This window comes from Variovorax sp. LG9.2 (assembly GCF_035018885.1).
GTDB lineage: Bacteria > Pseudomonadota > Gammaproteobacteria > Burkholderiales > Burkholderiaceae_C > Variovorax.
Genome location: NZ_JASJXB010000013.1, coordinates 40,192 through 57,368 on the forward strand (window position 1 = coordinate 40,192; position 17,177 = coordinate 57,368).

At 61.7% G+C, this 17,177-nt stretch carries 15 protein-coding genes and 1 other RNA gene; 4 read left to right on the top strand and 12 right to left on the bottom strand.

All coding sequences use genetic code 11. The features are described 5' to 3' along the window. Positions 1–50: 50 nt before the first annotated feature. The 12 genes from QN413_RS14900 to ompA form a co-directional block, all read right to left on the bottom strand. A complete protein-coding gene (locus QN413_RS14900) occupies positions 51–875 on the bottom strand; it encodes a competence/damage-inducible protein A (protein ID WP_323497363.1) in 825 nt (274 codons plus the stop codon). Then, positions 872–1,747, bottom strand: coding sequence for an EI24 domain-containing protein (locus QN413_RS14905; protein ID WP_323497364.1), 876 nt, complete (start codon positions 1,745–1,747; stop codon positions 872–874). The genes QN413_RS14900 and QN413_RS14905 overlap by 4 nt, the downstream gene beginning before the upstream one ends. A 37-nt stretch (positions 1,748–1,784) precedes the next feature. After that, a complete protein-coding gene (locus tag QN413_RS14910) occupies positions 1,785–2,759 on the bottom strand; it encodes a sterol desaturase family protein (protein WP_323497366.1) in 975 nt (324 codons plus the stop codon). A 12-nt stretch (positions 2,760–2,771) separates the two neighbouring features. Then, positions 2,772–3,593, bottom strand: a complete 822-nt coding sequence (locus tag QN413_RS14915) for a polysaccharide deacetylase family protein (RefSeq protein WP_323497367.1) — start codon at positions 3,591–3,593, stop codon at positions 2,772–2,774. After that, complete coding sequence (locus QN413_RS14920) at positions 3,577–4,539, bottom strand: YncE family protein (protein WP_323497444.1); 963 nt, start codon at positions 4,537–4,539, stop codon at positions 3,577–3,579. The genes QN413_RS14915 and QN413_RS14920 overlap by 17 nt, the downstream gene beginning before the upstream one ends. 105 nt (positions 4,540–4,644) lie before the next feature. Further along, a complete protein-coding gene (locus QN413_RS14925) occupies positions 4,645–5,373 on the bottom strand; it encodes a 16S rRNA pseudouridine(516) synthase (RefSeq protein ID WP_323497368.1) in 729 nt (242 codons plus the stop codon). A gap of 3 nt (positions 5,374–5,376) precedes the next feature. Next, positions 5,377–7,152, bottom strand: coding sequence for a gamma-glutamyltransferase (gene ggt / locus QN413_RS14930; protein WP_416352187.1), 1,776 nt, complete (start codon positions 7,150–7,152; stop codon positions 5,377–5,379). Next, a complete protein-coding gene (locus QN413_RS14935) occupies positions 7,149–8,744 on the bottom strand; it encodes a class I SAM-dependent methyltransferase (protein WP_323497370.1) in 1,596 nt (531 codons plus the stop codon). Before QN413_RS14935 ends, ggt begins: the two co-directional genes overlap by 4 nt. Before the next feature lie 164 nt (positions 8,745–8,908). Next, positions 8,909–9,295: a transfer-messenger RNA gene (gene ssrA / locus QN413_RS14940) on the bottom strand. Positions 9,296–9,307: 12 nt separating this feature from the next. Beyond that, the gene (locus QN413_RS14945; RefSeq protein WP_323497371.1) at positions 9,308–9,985 is read right to left on the bottom strand and encodes an HAD-IA family hydrolase; all 678 of its coding nucleotides are present in this window, start codon (positions 9,983–9,985) and stop codon (positions 9,308–9,310) included. Then, positions 9,985–10,707, bottom strand: coding sequence for a bifunctional 2-polyprenyl-6-hydroxyphenol methylase/3-demethylubiquinol 3-O-methyltransferase UbiG (ubiG, locus tag QN413_RS14950; protein WP_323497372.1), 723 nt, complete (start codon positions 10,705–10,707; stop codon positions 9,985–9,987). Before ubiG ends, QN413_RS14945 begins: the two co-directional genes overlap by 1 nt. Before the next feature lie 91 nt (positions 10,708–10,798). Continuing rightward, a complete protein-coding gene (gene ompA, locus QN413_RS14955; protein WP_323497373.1) occupies positions 10,799–11,452 on the bottom strand; it encodes an outer membrane protein OmpA in 654 nt (217 codons plus the stop codon). Between the two features lie 224 nt (positions 11,453–11,676). On the opposite strand from ompA, the gene gyrA reads away from it, so the two are divergent. The 4 genes from gyrA to pheA are packed head-to-tail and all read left to right on the top strand — an operon-like array spanning position 11,677 to position 17,175. Beyond that, complete coding sequence (gene gyrA, locus QN413_RS14960; RefSeq protein ID WP_323497374.1) at positions 11,677–14,325, top strand: DNA gyrase subunit A; 2,649 nt, start codon at positions 11,677–11,679, stop codon at positions 14,323–14,325. Next, the gene (locus tag QN413_RS14965; protein WP_323497375.1) at positions 14,318–14,905 is read left to right on the top strand and encodes a hypothetical protein; all 588 of its coding nucleotides are present in this window, start codon (positions 14,318–14,320) and stop codon (positions 14,903–14,905) included. Before gyrA ends, QN413_RS14965 begins: the two co-directional genes overlap by 8 nt. Before the next feature lie 20 nt (positions 14,906–14,925). Beyond that, on the top strand, positions 14,926–16,032 hold the full coding sequence (serC, locus tag QN413_RS14970) for a 3-phosphoserine/phosphohydroxythreonine transaminase (protein WP_323497376.1): 1,107 nt from the start codon (positions 14,926–14,928) through the stop codon (positions 16,030–16,032). Between the two features lie 21 nt (positions 16,033–16,053). After that, positions 16,054–17,175 (top strand): prephenate dehydratase, encoded by a 1,122-nt coding sequence (gene pheA, locus QN413_RS14975; protein ID WP_323497377.1) that lies wholly within the window; start codon positions 16,054–16,056, stop codon positions 17,173–17,175. The last annotated feature ends 2 nt before the right edge of the window (positions 17,176–17,177 follow it).

Below are 17,177 nucleotides of genomic sequence, written 5' to 3' on the forward strand. Positions count from 1 at the left end.
CCCATGAGTCCAAAAGAAGGCGGTCGCTCGCCTTCTTGGTGCAATCGCAATTAACGCACCAATTCAGGGCCAAGACGCGCATCAAAGGTGCGCAACCCTTCCAGAAGCTGTGAATACGCAGCCTCGATCTCGCCGGGATCGCCCTTGACGCCCAATTCGATGTGCCGCCCGTAGGTCGGATGGTCGACGCTGGGCAGGCTGAACACCTTGATGCCCGCGTGTGTGCGCTCGATCTCTTCCATCAGCGGGGTGAGGGTGGCTTCCATCGCACCGAAGACGATGACTGATTTTTCAGCCGCCGAGCCGTGCGCAAAAAGCCCAGCGTAGCGACTGTCGAGCACCGATTCGATCATCGGCCAAGCCATCACCGGGAAGCCAGGAACGAAGTGCACGTCGGCCACGCTGAAGCCCGGAATCTTGTTGTACGGGTTGACGATGATGTTCGAGCCGAGCGGGAACACACCCATGTTCAAACGGTGCACGTTGTCGGGGCGATCGGGCTCGTAAGGTACGCCCGACTCACGGGCCGTGTCTTGCATCCGCTCGCGGATCAGCACCTCGGCCTCCGGGTGCAGCGCGAGCGGCACGCCGAGCGCCGCAGCAGCGCACTGGCGCGTATGGTCGTCGGGCGTGGCGCCGATGCCCCCGGTAGAAAAGACGATATCGCCGGAAGCGAAAGCCCGGGCCAGCGCCGCCGTGATGCGCAGTGGCTCGTCGCCGACGTATTCCGCCCAAGCCAGCGGCAGGCCGCGCGCGGCAAGCAGTTCTATGACTTTGGGCATGTGCTTGTCGACACGTTTGCCCGACAGGATCTCGTCGCCGACGATGATGAGGCCGAAGGCGCGCTTGGCCCCGGGACTGGATTGACGGGTCATGGGGAACTCCATTGGGAAGCCGATGCATCGGGAATCGAAGGAAGCGGAACAGCCGCAGTGTTGGCAGCCAGCGCCCCTCGCTGTGCCCGCAGCTGGTTGAGCGCATCGAGACAGTAATGTGCGAACCAGAGAGCAGAAAACGCAAACACGAGGGTATAGATCCAGATCGCGATCGGCACCAGCACGAAAAAAGCGGCCGCGAAAAGAATGCTGGACGCCCACACGATGCTCGGCGCCGCGCCGAGGTAACCGCATAGCACGCCGATGCCGAGCAACGGAAGCCGATGGGTACGCAGCAAGGTGGCCCGTTCTTCGGCACTGGCGTGTTCGGCCAGCGCGTCGAAGCTCATGACGCGGTAGGTGAGCCAGCCCCAGATCAACGGAGGCAGGATCAATACGAGCGGCGGAATCAGCCAAAGCGGCATCGACACGATAAGCGCGACCAGCGCCAATAAAGTGACGCCGATGGAGCGCGCGATGCTGCCGAGCATCGAGGCGCCCTTCTTCTGCTCCAGCGCCGGGAAGCGACGCTCCGCCACGAGGCGTGTCAAAGCCGGCGCCATGAAGGCGGCCACGACGATGAGCGACACGAGGACCAGCAACGGCGTGCTGGCGAGCACCACGGCAAGCGGCGCGAGGAACGTACGCGGGTCTGCCGAAAAGAGCCCGCCGATCCAGCCCCATACGCTGGACAACAGTGGCCAGGCGTCGAGCGCTTCACGCGTCCACGCAACGGCAGGCGCCCAGTAGAAATAGCCGATGCCGCCCGCCAGCACCGCCATCACGACAAGCGGCAGAAAGGACAGCAGCATCACGCGAGGCCGCAGGCAGTAAGCTACAGCGCGCCAAAAGGAATCGAGGAGTAAACGCATCGGCCGAGAGGATAACGCTGGCCAACGACCGCCAGCGTCAGCCGCGGCCCACCATGCGCTTCAGCGCGAACAATTGCTGCGCCCAGAAGCCGCGGCCGTAGTCGCGCAGCCGCCCGGATGCGTCAGGCTCGATCTGATCGCGAATGCCTGTCGCGTCGTAGCGCGGCTCGAAGTTGACGGTGCGAAATAGCATGTCCCACCACGGGAGCAGCACGCCGAAGTTGTGCCCGCCCAAAGTCTTTGCTCCGCCAGACTCGTGCCCGAGACCGATGCTGTGATGGAGCCGGTGAAAGCGTGGGCTGATCCACAGCCGCTCGCCGATGGCGCCGAAGCTCAATCTCAAGTTGGCATGTTGCAGGCTCTCGCTCAGCTGTGTGAAAGCGACCACGGCAATGAACTGGCCCGGCGCCACACCGATCAGCTGCGCCACGACCACGATGATGATGTCGTGGATCACGTCGTCGAGCAGGTGGTTGCGGTTGTCGCTCCACATCGTCATCTGCCGCTGCGAGTGGTGCAGCGAATGCAGGCCCCACCACCAAGTGAAGCCATGTTGACCGCGATGGATCAGGTATTCGACGAAGTCCAGCACCACGAGGTACATCGCAAAAGCGATCCACGGCACGTCGGTAACGCCCGGCCACAGTTCATCGAGATGCAGCGTGCCCCAGCCGGACCCACGCAGGCTGCCGAGTGCATCGTCGAACACCGGCTGCAGCAAGAAGAAGATCGCGAGCCTGAAAAACCCGAGGCGGTGGATCAACGTGTACAGGATGTCGGTGCGAATGGCGCGCTTGTCGACCACCAGCTCGGCCGGCCGCCAGCGTTGCAGTGGCCCGATGACTGCCAGCAGCACCAGAATCTGGATCAGCCCGACCAGCAGCCAACCCGTTGCGTCGAAAGCGTCTTCGGTCCAGCCACCGAGACCGACGGCATAAACGAGTGGCTGCACGGCCGACTCGAAGAACCAGCCCTGCAGCGCCGAAAAGTGATCTGTCAGCCACTCGACCATGATGTCACCTGGTCAAGGATGGGCCGCGATCCAGGCGCGGTAATCCGGATGCTGGCGCAGCGTTTCGAAGCAGAAGCCCTTGGCCTTGAGACCGGCGATGAGCGGCTCCAGATCGGCCGGCGCCCACGGGTCCTTGCGCGACCAGATGCCCAGGTGCGCGAGCAGGATATCGCCCGGCTTGATCGTGGCGAGCGACTGCGCGAGCAGTTTCTCGTTGCTGAACGTTTCGCTCGGCAGTTCGTCACCGAGGAAGCCTTCTGGCGCCCAGCCGACATGAGCGAAGCCGCAAGCGCGGGCGGCGGCGAGCAACTTCGGAGAGGTCTTGCCACCCGGTGCGCGAAACAACGGCAGCGGCTTCTTTCCCGTGATCAACGCCAATCGCTCCGACGACTTCGCGATGTTCTCGCAGTACTCCGCCGCGCTCCATGTGAACTCACGCCCGGCGAATGCGCCGGCCGAGGGCCGCACGCGAAAACGCGGCTCGACGCTTTTCTCGTCGCTGCGCCAATAGACATGGTCATAGGTGTGCGAGCCGAACTCGTTGCCTTCGGCCGCCCTCGCCTTCCACCATGCGGCCCAATGGTTGTCGAGGCTGTCGCCATCGGTCTGCGTGCGTTCGGCCGCGGCGAAGAACGTGACCCGCACGTTTTGGCGCTTAAGCACGTCGGCTACCAGTGGGGCGATGCCCATGTGACCGGTGTCGAGGGTCAGGTAGACGGGTTTTTCGCAGGGGTTCTGGGTGCCTGGAGTGCCCTGCGCTACTGCACTCACCGGCACCGCGCAGGCAACGATGAGTGCGACGAAAACACGCGCGAACTTAGTAGAGCTTGGCATGGTCCAGCGTCCAGACACCGTGAGGCGAACGCCCCACGTTGATTTGCCGAATCACCTTGTGGCTCGCCAAATCGACGATGCTGAGTTTCTTGGCCCAGCGCGAAGTCACATACAAAGTCTTGCCGTCGGCGGACACGTCCATGCAATCCGGGCCGCCAGGCACGGGATATTCGTCGGTCACCTTGAGCGTTTGAATGTCGATACGGCTGATCGTGTTGGCCACGCGGTTGCTGATGAAAACACTTCGTCCGTCGCCAGCCGCGCGGAAGGCATGCGCGCCCTTGCCGGTCGGGATCTTGCCAACCAGCTTGGGTTCCGCACCCGCCACGTCGAACACCTGAACGCTATCGCCTCCGGTAAGCCCCACCAGCAGCGTCTTACCGCCATGGATGCCGAAGATATCGGCCGGCATCGCGCCCGTGGGTGTACGCCAGCGGATGGCCTGCGTGGCGAGGTCTATCGAGATCAACTCGTCGCTGTCCTGCATCGTCACATAGGCGATCGTGCTGGTGCCGTCGATCCAGATGTGGCTCGGCGTCTTGCCGGTCGGGATGCGCTTGGCAAGCTTCAGGTCCTTGCCGTCCCAGCGGTAGATATCGACGTGATTGAGGCGGTTACCGGCTGTGACGAACCACTTCATGTCGCGCGAGAACTGCAGCTGGTACGGATCGATGATGCCGTAGACCACACGTTGCACTTCAGCTGTGTGCGGGTTCAAAAACGTCAGGGAATCACCCGCCGAATTCGCCACGATGACCGACTTCTCGTCTGGCGTCATGTAGATGTGATGCGGCTCCTTGCCGGTGGTGATGCGCTGCTTCTCGGTCCAGTCGTCGGGACTGATGACGCTGACGCTGGCGTCGAGCGAATTCAGAACAAAGATCGGAGGAAGCTCGGCGGCGACGGCCGGCCGAAAGAGGGGTGCCACGACAATGGCACACAGCAACAAAAAGCCCGCGAAGCGGCCGGTCGGCAGGACAAGAGAGCGCAAAAGAATGAGTCCGAAAGAAAGTTTTTCATTTTAACGGTCGACCCTGCCCATTGGCTGACGTCAGCGTGAGCTTCGAAGTGCCTCGACCTCGTCGGCGGCGAGCCAGCGCCACTGGCCCGCCGGCAAGGCGTCGGTCAACACGAGCGAGCCGATTCGCGAACGGTGCAATGCCTCGACGCGGTTGCCCACGGCAGCGACCATTCGCTTGACCTGGTGGTACTTGCCTTCGGTCAATGTCAGGCGCAATTGCAGCTCGCCGGTGGCTTCACACGCGGCCGCGCGCACGGGCTTGGGATCGTCGTCGAGTACAACGCCAGCCAGCAACTTGTCGACCTGGGCGGCATCGACGGGATGCTTGGTCGTCACCTCGTAAACCTTGGGCACATGGTGCTTGGGTGAACCCATGCGATGGATGAAATGGCCGTCGTCGGTCATCAGCAGCAGCCCGGTCGTATCCTGGTCGAGCCGCCCGACAGCCTGTACGCCCTGCACTGCGCCTTTATTGGGCCGAAGCCTCAAGGGCGAAGGCAGCAATGTGTAGATGCTCGGGTATGTCGAAGGCTTTTGCGAACACTCGGTGCCGCTCGGCTTGTGAAGCATGAGGTAAGCCTTGTCGTGGTACTCCCACGCCTTGCCCTGCACCGTGAATTGAAGGCCGGCGACGTCGATGTCGGCTGAAGGATCGGCGATCACGGCGCCGCCGATGATGACGTAGCCCTGCTGGACCAGCCCTGCGCAAACGCGCCGCGTGCCGAAGCCCTGGGTGTAGAGAATTTCTTGCAGTTGCACTTGTCAGTATCCGAGGGCCAGACCCGTGTTTCGTCGCGGGTCGTTGGCGCCATAAAAGCGGTTGTTGCCAACCGGTTTGCCGCCAAGCGACGGTGCCCCGACGAGGATGGCAGCCATGTGATTGGCAGGTTGCGGGGTGGTGAAACGGTGACCCATCTCGGTCAGCAATTTCAGGGTGTCCGGACTGAAGACGTAAGGTTCGGCGCTGGTCTCGTCGGGCATCCACTGCTGATGAAAGCGCGGGGCATCGACGGCTTCCTGCACGTTCATGCCGTAGTCGATGATGTTCACGATCGTCAGCAGTACCGCCGTGATGATCCGGCTGCCGCCCGGCGTGCCGAGCACCAGCACCGGCTTGCCGTCTTTGCTGACGATGGTCGGGCTCATAGAACTCAGCGGACGCTTGCCAGGCGCGATCGCATTGGCTTCGCCCTGTACCAGCCCGTACATGTTGGGCACACCAACTTTCGAGGTGAAGTCGTCCATTTCGTTGTTCAGCAAGACGCCGGTCTTCGCGGCCGTGACCTTGGCACCGAACCAGTCGTTCAGCGTGTAGGTCACCGACACCGCGTTGCCCCACCGGTCCATGATGGAGTAGTGGGTGGTGTTGCTGCCTTCGTGCGGCGCCACGCCGTGCTTGATGTCTTGCGAAATGCCGGCCTTCTTCGGGTCGATCGCAGCGCGGATCTTCACGGCATAAGCCTTGTCGAGCAACCGGTCGAGCGGGTTTTTCACGAAGTCCGGGTCGCCGAGGTAACTATTGCGGTCGACGTAGGCATGCCGCATCGCCTCGATCTGGTAGTGCACGGCCTGCGCAGAGCGGTAGCCCAACTCTTTCAGCGGATAGCCTTCGAGCACGTTCAGCATCTCGCAGATGATGACGCCGCCGGAACTCGGTGGCGGCGCCGATAGCACGTGGTAGCCGCGGTAGTCGCACTCGATGGGCGCCAGCTCGCGCGTCTGGTATTGGTCGAGATCGGCCTGTGTGATGAGCCCCTTGCCTGCCAGGCTCGACGCAACGATGGCGGCCGCGACAGGACCCTTGTAAAACCCGTTAGTGCCGTTGCGACTGATGGCTTTGAGCGTCGTCGCCAGATCTTTTTGCACGATCTTCTGGCCGACCGCAAAGGGCTCGCCGTGGTTGAGAAATATGGCGGCCGACGCGGCGTCTTTTCTGAAGGCATCGGTAGCCGTCCGAAGCATGTCGATGTCGCCCTGCCCCAGTGCGAAACCACGCTCCGCCAGCGCGATCGCCGGCGCGATCAGGGCGCCGCGCGGCATGGTGCCGTACTTCGAGCGCGCGAACTCGAGCCCCGACACGGTACCGGGAATGGCGACCGCCAAATGGCCGCGCGTGCTCAGCCCGTCGACAACGTTACCAGCGCGGTCCAGGTACATGTCTGCGGTTGCGGCCAAGGGTGCTTTTTCGCGAAAGTCCAGAAAGGTCTTGCGACCGTCCGCCAGCTCCAATGTCATGAAGCCGCCACCCCCCAGGTTGCCGGCCGCCGGATAGACCACCGCCAGTGCATAGCCGACCGCGACCGAAGCATCGACAGCATTGCCGCCGCGCTTCAGCACATCGACGCCGACCTTCGTCGCCAGGTGCTGCGCCGAAACGATCATGCCGTTTTGGGCGGCTACCGGCGCTTGCGACGCCGCATCGGCTTGCTGCGCTGTTGCGCTCCAAAAGACAAGGACGGCGGCAACTGCACATCGCCATCTCGATCGCCTCAAGTCGCCTGTCGTCCCCGTTCGAGACACGGTACCGCTAACGCTCATGCAACGAGCAACGCCTTGCGTCGCAAATCCGCCAGCGCCAGCTCGACCTGCTTCAGCGTGAACTCCTTGAGAGCATTGGCATCGGTGATCGGCTTGTCATCCTTGATGAAGCGAAGCCTTTCGGCCCGCGCTTCGCTGGCGAGATGCTCGGCCAATGCTTCATGAGAATGCGAGCCATCGAGCAGCGGCAACAGGCAGCGCTCTAGCAACGACAGCGCCACGGGTTCATGCCATTGGTTGCAGACGCTGGCAGCAGGTCCGGCGGTCAGCGCCAAGCCGGGTGCACGACGAATTGCCGCCAACGCGACAGGATGATCCGAAACGGCCATGGCCGCCGTCTTGGAGCCTCGCCGTATCCGCACCGCACCGAGGATCAGCAACTCTTCGAGCATGGCCGCGACAAGGGGCTCAACAGAGGTTCGCAGATCACCTGTGCGCTCGGCTACCGCAGCGATGAGCGCGTCGGTCGACACCGTGGCGGGATAGCTTTCATCGAGCACTTGCGCGACCGCCTTGTGCACTGGCAGGCGCAACGTCACCTTCAGGTTGCGCATCGCATTGCAGGGTTGCTCGCGGTTGTCGAGGGTCAGCGGCGTGCCGTCTTGCGCGCTGAAGGTCCCCGCATATTCGAGCTTGTCGTTGCGTTCGGGATCGAGGCGGTAGCGAATATCGCCGGCCCGTTCCTGCTTGACCAGCAGTGTCTGCCTGAACGTCCGGTTGACCAGAAAGTCGAGGTACTGCTCCATCAGAACCTGGCTGCCGCCGCACTCGCGCAGCAGCGGATCGCGAACCTTCTCGCCGTAGTTCTGGACGAACATCGACGAGGGTTCGGCATCGGCCAGGTAAGCCAGACCGTGGGCACCGGCACGCTCGACGAACTGCTTGAAATAGCACGGCGCATTGCAGGGCTCGAGAAACTCGTGCAGCAGATACGAGCTGTTCGCGCTGCGAACGATCGGCATCGTCTCTTCGAGCGTCTTCTTGAGCACGCTGTCGGGCCGAGCCGATTGCTCCAGAAACTCCAGCATGCCGCGCGCATAAGAGAGCTTCTCGTCGGGCTCGTCACGCGGCGCGCCGCGCAGAATCATCGCGTCGCGCACGATCTCACGCGCCTTCCAGCCCGGATAAACGTTGTAGCTGATGTATGCGACGCCATTCGGCGCGAGATTCTCTGAGCAGACGCGAAGAATGGCGTCCTGCACTTCGGGCGGTACCCAGCTGTAGACGCCGTGGCAGACGATGTAATCGAACTGCCCGAACGAAGCATCAATTGCAGCGATGTCGAAGGCACGCAGCGTGACATTGGCAAGGCCCGACAGCCGGATCGCGTCGACACCCTGCGAGATCTGCACCGTCGACAGGTCGATGCCCAGCGCAGTGGCTTCCGAATGCCTGGAAGCGAAAGGGATGAGGTTGCCGCCCGAGGCACAACCGAGTTCGAGCACGCGCGCGTGCTCCGGCCGCGGTGCATCGAGTCCGAACATGTACGCCAGCGCTTCGAGGTGTTCCACCGCCGTTTGGGGAAACGGGTGGGAGTCGTACGGCACCGAGTCGTAGTACCGGGTGAGTGCGGAGGTCAGTGTTTCCGACATGGCGATCCTGGTCATCGAGGTTGGCGAGGAACCCCGCCGAAACCCGACCGACTATAGCCGCGCTAAACCGCGGCTCATCGAGCTATGGAGGACGCGGTATCAACGGATCCCCAGCCGCGCCACGAGAAAGGGCCAACCGGTAAGAGTTGGCCCATCAAGGAAAGTGGTGGAGCTGGGGGGATTTGAACCCCCGTCCGCAAGCCTTCATCGCGCAGATCTACATGTTTAGCGATCTGATTTAAGTCTCGCCACCGATGTCGCGCAGTCGCACGCTACACCGGCCGCCAGCACCCTATTTTCTTGCCCCAACCCAAGGTACCCGGATCGGAGCCAGCCCATGTAATTATCTTTGCAGCCGGGAGGCTCTAGATTGCTCTAAAGCCCCCTTGCCCAGCCCATCGGCCTGCTGTTGCAAAGCTCACCGGCAATTAAGCGGCGAGTGCGAAACGTTCGTCGTTTGCAGTTAGTTTGTTTGAATCTGTTTTACGAGCGCATTCAGCTCGACATGCACCACTGCGATTCCGAACCCACGTCGAAACCAGTGCAGCCCCAAGTATTGTATTTTAGGCCTTATTCGCCCGCTGCAAGAGCGCCAGGAGCGCCATTGGAAAAGAGATGGTGGCATCGGCCTGCCAAAGCGTCACGTCAGCTTGCGCGCCCATATAACCGTACGTCGCCGCTACCGTCCACATTCCCGCAGCGCGGCCTGCGACGATGTCGCGCTCATCGTCGCCCACATACACGCATGCAGCCGGGTCTACCCCCAATCGACGGGCCGCTTCGAACAATGGCTCCGGATGCGGCTTGGAGAACGGCGTGGTGTCACCGCTGACGACAGCACCCGCAGTTGCGAACAATGGCATCGCGCCGGTGAGAGGACCGGTAAAGCGCGCCGACTTGTTGGTCACGACGCCCCAGGGAACGCCTCCAAATGTCAGCGCTGCGATGAGCTCGGGCACCCCGTCGAAAGCCAGCGTGTTCCTCAGCATCCGGTTTTCGTACTTGACGAAAAACTCTTCCCTCAAGGTAAGAAACTCCATCGCGTCCGGTGTGATGTCGAAGGCCACACCGAGCATGCCGCGGGCACCGGCGCCCGCCATTGGGCGGTATCGCTCCAATGGGATCGATGCCATGCCGCGGTCGGTGCGCATCTCATCAGCGGCAGCACCGAGATCAGGCGCGCTGTCGATCAACGTGCCGTCCAGGTCGAACAAAACGGCCTGGATATCGCTGGTCAACATCAGGCTGCAACCGCCAACGGCTTTTGCGTAGCGAACATGTAGTTCACGCTTGTGTCGGCGCTGAGCCAATAGCGACGGGTCAGCGGGTTGTGTTCCATGCCGCGCGTCTGCCGGAGATCCAACCCGGCCGCCCTGCAATGTGCCGCCAACTCGCTGGGGCGGATCATCTTCTGGTACTCGTGCGTGCCGCGGGGAAGCAAACCCAGCAAATATTCGGCTCCTACGATGGCGAACAGGAAAGACTTCGGACTGCGGTTGATCGTAGAGAAAAAGACCCAGCCGCCCGGCTTTACCAAGTTGGCGCAGGCTTGCACGACCGAGCCGGGTTCAGGCACATGCTCCAGCATTTCCATGCACGTCACGACATCGAAGGCGCCCGGCTGTTCTGCCGCGAGCGCCTCGGCGCTGACTTCCCGGTACTGGACGCTTCGGGTACCGGCTTCCAACGCATGCAATTGGGCGACTTTGAGTGCCTTTTCGGCAAGATCGACGCCAAGCACATCCGCCCCTTTGCGGGCCATCGAGTCGGCAAGAATTCCACCTCCACAGCCGACATCCAGGACTCGCTTGCCGCCAACGGGCACGATTGCATCGATCCATTCGAGTCGCAATGGATTGATTTCGTGAAGCGGTTTGAATTCGCTCTCCAAATCCCACCAACGGTGCGCGAGCTCCGAGAATTTGGCGAGTTCGGCGGGATCGGCATTCACTGTTTCGGTCATAACCAGATTATGAAGCGGCACAAACGTGTGGCCGTCAGGCATAAAAAAAACCCCGCCAAGGCGGGGTTCGTTTTCAGCCGATTCTTTCGAATCAGTTGGCGCGGGTACCGACCACTTCGATTTCCACGCGGCGGTTCTTGGCGCGACCTTCTTTGGTCTTGTTGTCAGCAACAGGTTGCGACTCGCCCTTGCCTTCGGTGTAAACGCGGTTGCGTTCGATACCTTGGGAGACCAGGAATGCCTTGACAGCTTCGGCGCGGCGAACCGACAGACGCTGGTTGTAAGGCACGGTGCCGATCGAGTCGGTGTGACCGACAGCGATGATCACTTCGAGATTGACGCCACGGATCTTGGAGACCAGGTCGGTCAGCTTGGCGCGACCTTCAGGCTTCAGGACCGACTTGTCGAAGTCGAAGAATGCATCAGCAGCGAAGGTAACCTTCGATGCGGCAACGGCCGGCGGAGCCGGAGCTGCGCCAGGCGCTGCGGGCACGACGCCAGCAACAGGAGGGGCAGCGGGGACGAGCGCGCCATCGCAACCCTCGGCAGCCGTTGCGGGCGTCCAGTTGGCATCGCGCCAGCAGAGTTCGTTGGTGCCGTTCTTCCACACCAGTTCGTTCGTGCTGTTTTGCCAGTTGTCGATCACGGCACCACCATCAGCAGCGGTAACACGCGTCTGCGCGCCGGCGGCCGTGGCGAGCGCAGCGACTGCAAACGTCATCGCCACTTTATTCAGTTTCTTCATGGTTCTCCTCTTGGGGAAAAAGCCGCAGCCGCGCTGCGAATCAAGGACGTTTTAAGTGACCACCACCCAAAACGTTGAGGCGATTGTGCCATAGGGTCTTTGGCAAACAGCTCGCTGGCGCCCTTGGAATCGTAGGACAGAGGCCGAATAGCCGCCTTGTGTTGCGGCGGTGCGACACCCCTTGAAGCGTAAAATTTCGCCTCCTTGCTGTCTGCGTGCCACCCATGACCTCGTTCGCCAAAGAAACCTTACCTATTAGTCTCGAAGAGGAGATGCGCCGCAGCTACCTGGATTACGCGATGAGCGTGATCGTCGGTCGCGCACTGCCCGATGCGCGCGACGGCCTCAAACCAGTGCATCGACGCGTGCTCTTCGCGATGCACGAACTCAACAACGACTGGAACCGGCCGTACAAGAAGTCGGCCCGTATCGTCGGCGACGTCATCGGCAAGTACCATCCGCATGGCGACCAGTCGGTCTACGACACCATCGTTCGCATGGCGCAGAACTTTTCGATGCGCCACATGCTGGTCGACGGCCAAGGTAATTTCGGATCGGTCGACGGCGATATGGCCGCGGCAATGCGATATACCGAAATTCGGCTCGCAAAAATTGCGCACGAAATGCTGGCCGATATCGACAAGGAAACGATCGATTTTCAGGACAATTACGATGGCTCCGAAAGAGAGCCTGCTGTTCTGCCGAGCAAGCTACCCAATTTGCTGGTCAATGGCGCCGGCGGAATTGCAGTGGGTATGGCCACCAACATCCCTCCGCATAACCTGAACGAAGTGGTCGACGCCTGCCTGCATTTGCTGCGCAATCCGACCGCCTCGATCGACGAACTGATGGAGATCATTCCGGGACCCGACTTCCCTACCGCCGGGATCATCTACGGCATCAACGGCATCAAGGACGGGTACCGCACCGGACGCGGCAAGGTCGTGATGCGCGCCCGCTGCCACTTCGAGGACATCGACCGCGGTCAGCGGCAGTCGATCATCGTCGACGAGCTGCCTTACCAAGTGAACAAGAAGACGCTTCAGGAGCGCATGGCCGAGCTGGTCCACGAGAAGAAGATCGAAGGCATCAGCCACATCCAGGACGAATCCGACAAGTCGGGCATGCGGCTGGTGATCGAGCTCAAGCGGGGTGAAGTGCCGGAGGTCGTGCTGAACAACCTCTACAAGCAGACCCAGCTACAGGACACTTTCGGGATCAACATGGTCGCGCTGATCGACGGTCAGCCCAAGCTGTGCAGCTTGAAGGATTTGATCGAGGTCTTCCTGACGCACCGCCGCGAAGTGGTAACGCGCCGCACCGTCTACACCTTGCGCAAAGCCCGCGAACGCGGCCATGTGCTGGAAGGCCTTGCCGTCGCACTCGCGAACATCGACGAATTTATTGCGATCATCCGCAATGCGCCAACGCCGCCGGTGGCCAAGTCCGAGCTGATGGCGCGCCCGTGGGACAGCAAGCTCGTGCGCGAAATGCTCACCCGCACACGCGCCGACGGCGGTGTGATCAACGCCGACGACTATCGGCCTGACGGGCTGGAGGCCGAGTTCGGCATGGGCGGCGACGGTCTGTACCGGCTGTCTGAAACGCAGGCCCAGGAAATCCTGCAAATGCGCCTGCAGCGCCTGACCGGCCTCGAGCAGGACAAGATCGTCTCCGAGTACAAAGAAGTGATGTCCGAGATTGACGACCTGCTCGACATTCTGGCCAAGCCAGAACGCGTTTCGACCATCATTGGCGACGAACTGGCGACCATCAAACAGGAATTCGGACAGACCAAGCTCGGCGCGCGCCGCAGCCAGATCGAGCACAGCGCTTTCGACCTGTCGACCGAAGACCTGATCACGCCCACCGACATGGTGGTTACGCTTTCGCACAGCGGCTATATAAAGAGCCAGCCTCTCGGCGAGTACCGGGCCCAGAAGCGTGGCGGCCGCGGCAAGCAGGCCACGGCGACGAAAGAGGACGACTGGATCGACCAGCTCTTCATCGCCAACACACACGACTACATCCTGTGCTTCTCGAACCGCGGCCGACTGTACTGGCTCAAGGTCTGGGAAGTCCCGGCAGGTTCACGCGGGTCGCGCGGACGACCGATCGTCAACATGTTCCCGCTGCAAGAAGGCGAAAAAATCAACGTCGTGCTGGCGCTGACCGGCGAAAAGCGCACCTTCCCTGCCGATCAATACGTCTTTATGTCGACCTCGATGGGAACGGTCAAGAAGACAACGCTCGACGAGTTCAGCAACCCGCGCAAGGCCGGCATCATTGCCGTCGACCTCGATCCGGGCGACTATCTGGTCGGCGCCGCACTGACAGACGGCAAGCACGACGTCATGCTTTTCTCAGACGGCGGCAAAGCGGTTCGCTTCGACGAAAACGACGTGCGCCCGATGGGCCGCAATGCACGCGGTGTGCGCGGCATGATGCTCGAAGACGGCCAGGGCGTTATCGCCATGTTGGTGGCGGAAGACGAGCAACAAAGCGTGCTGACGGCAACAGCGAATGGTTACGGAAAGCGCACAAGCATTACCGAATACACGCGTCATGGTCGCGGAACCAAAGGCATGATTGCGATTCAACAGAGCGAGCGCAACGGCAAGGTGGTTGCCGCCACTCTGGTGCACGCGGACGACGAAATCATGCTCATTACCGACAAGGGCGTGCTCGTTCGCACCCGTGTCGCCGAAATTCGCGAACTCGGTCGCGCGACGCAAGGCGTCACGCTGATCGGCCTCGATGAAGGCGCCAAACTCAGCGGTCTACAACGCATCGTCGAAAACGATGCCGTGGCCGAGCTCGAGCCCGGCACCGACGACACTTCCTCATCTTCAACGGAGAATCCCAGTGAATAAATTCAAACTTGCGCTGCTGACCACGGCGCTGGCCGCCAGTTCCATGGCCATGGCCCAGGACAAGGCGCCGCTCATTAAGCAGTTCATCGAGCTGCAACGCCCCGGAATCGAATCGCTTGCGCGCGGTTTGGTCGAACAGTCGAGTGCCCCAATCGCTCAGGCCGGTTCCGCTTACCTTCAAACTCAGGTGCCCGCCGACAAGCGCGAGGCTGCCGCAAAGGCTGCCGATGCCGAGCTCAAAAAGTATTTCGACGAGTCGTACCCCATCGTGCGCGACAAGGCCGTCGCACTCGCCCCTGACGCGCTCGGCCCCCTCATGGACCAGAGTTTTACCGCCGACGAGCTGAAGCAACTGGTCGCCTGGATCAGCTCGCCGTTGAGCAAGAAGTACCAGGAACTGAATCCGAAGATGCAGACCGCGCTGACCGAAAAGCTGGTTGCAGAAACGCGTTCGACCATCGAGCCGAAGATGAAGACGCTCGACGAGAACGTCGCCAAGGCTCTGGGTGCTCCGGTCGGAGGCGCTGCACCGGCCGCCAGCCGCCCTGCGCCACCCGCCAAAGCGCCTGCCAAGAAGTAATCAGGACCCGCTCGATAGCGATGACGCGCCCCTATAACTTCTCCGCGGGTCCGGCCGCGATGCCGGAGACGGTGCTCCAGCGCGCCGCCGAAGAAATGCTCGATTGGCACGGCAGTGGCATGGGCGTGATGGAGATGAGCCATCGCGGCAAGGAGTTTGGTTTGATCGCGATGCAGGCGGAGGCGGACTTCCGCACGCTGCTCGCGGTGCCCTCCAACTTCCACGTCCTATTCATGCAAGGTGGCGGTTTGGGTGAAAACGCGATCGTTCCTCTGAACCTTTCGCGTGGTACGACGGCCGACTTCGTGGTTACTGGCAGTTGGAGCGTGAAGTCGCACAAAGAGGCGCAGCGCTACTGCAATGCGAACATCGCTGCCAGCAACGCCGCGGACGGCCACACGCGACTTCCCGAGCCATCGACCTGGAAGCTCACAAGCGACACTTCGTACGTGCACGTGTGCACCAACGAAACGATCAATGGCGTCGAGTTTCAGGAATTGCCCGACTTGGCGGCACTCGGTTGCAAGGCGCCGCTCGTCATCGACTTTTCATCGCACGTCGCGTCGCGCAGCGTCGACTGGAGTCGCGTCGGCCTCGCGTTTGGCGGTGCGCAAAAGAACCTCGGTCCGGCCGGCCTGACGATCGTCGTGGTGCGCGATGACTTGCTCGATCGCGCGCTGAATATCTGCCCGAGCGCATTCAACTACAAGACGGTTGCCGACAACCATTCGATGTACAACACGCCACCGACCTGGGGCATCTATGTCGCGGGGCTCACGTTTCAATGGCTGCTGCATCAAACCGAGGGCGAGTTGTCGGGCGTTGCAGCGATGGAGCAACGTAACGCTACCAAAGCCAGCTTGCTCTATAACTTTGTCGACGGCTCGGCGTTCTACGACAACAAGGTCGACGCGAGCTGCCGTTCGCGCATGAATGTGCCTTTCTTCCTGCGCGACGAAAACCGCAACGAGGCGTTCCTGGCAGGCGCTCGCGACGCCGGATTGCTGCAGTTGAAGGGCCACAAATCGGTCGGCGGAATGCGCGCCAGTATCTACAACGCCATGCCGCTCGCGGGCGTGCAGGCGCTGGTGGGCTACATGCGAGAATTCGAGCGAACGCACGCCTGATTCAGCTGCGAATTCGATTTGATGACCGCCTCTGCTCCACCGTCCGACCCCTCCGTTCCCAATTCCGAAAGCCTTTTGGGGCTGCGCGTGCAGATCGATTCGCTCGATCAGCAACTGCTCGAACTGCTAAACCAGCGTGCACACGTCGCCGAACAGGTGGGTGAGATCAAGAAACGCGAGGGCACGCCATTCTTCAGACCCGATCGCGTCGCGCAAGTCATCGAAAAGATGCAGCACACCAATGCGGGTCCGCTGAAGGATTTGCATGTGGCGGCGATCTGGCGCGAAATCATGTCGGCGTGTCTGGCGCTCGAATCGCCCCAACGCGTTGCCGTGCTGGGGCCGGAAGGCACGTTCTGCGAACAGGCTGCCATCGAATACTTCGGCGGCGCAGCCGACCTCGTTTACTGCGCGAGCTTCGATGAGGTCTTTCATGCGACTGCTGCGGGCAGCGCGCAATACGGCGTTGTCGGGGTTGAAAATTCGACCGAGGGCGTCGTTACGCGGTCGCTCGATCTGTTCTTGCATTCGCCCGCTCATGTAGTGGGCGAAGTAAGCCTGCTGATCCGCCACAACCTGCTGCGCACGACCAATGTGCTGGACGACATCGAGGTCGTGCTGGCGCACCCGCAAGCGCTGGCGCAGTGCCAGACATGGCTTTCCAAGCATTTGCCAAATGCCGAGCGTCGCGCGGTGTCCAGCAACGCTGAAGGTGCCCGGCTGGCGTCAACGAATCCGGCCTGGGCTGCTCTCGCGAGCGAGCGCGCGGCGACGCGGTTCGGCTTGCACATCATCGCCCATGCTATTCAGGACGACGCCTACAACCGCACGCGCTTCGCCATCATCTGCCTGCCCGAAACGCTGGCGACACCGCCCATCTCGGGGCGCGACTGCACGAGCCTCGTGGTGTCCGTCACCAACCGTCCTGGCGCGCTGCACGACCTGCTCGTGCCGCTGAAGACCCACGGTGTTTCGATGACCCGATTCGAGTCGCGCCCTGCGCGCACGGGCCAGTGGGAGTATTACTTCTACATCGACCTTGACGGTCATCCGCTGCAACCCAATGTCGCCGCCGCACTTGCCGAACTGCGCACCACGTGCGCGTTCTACAAAATGCTGGGCGCCTACCCTGTGAACGCCTGACG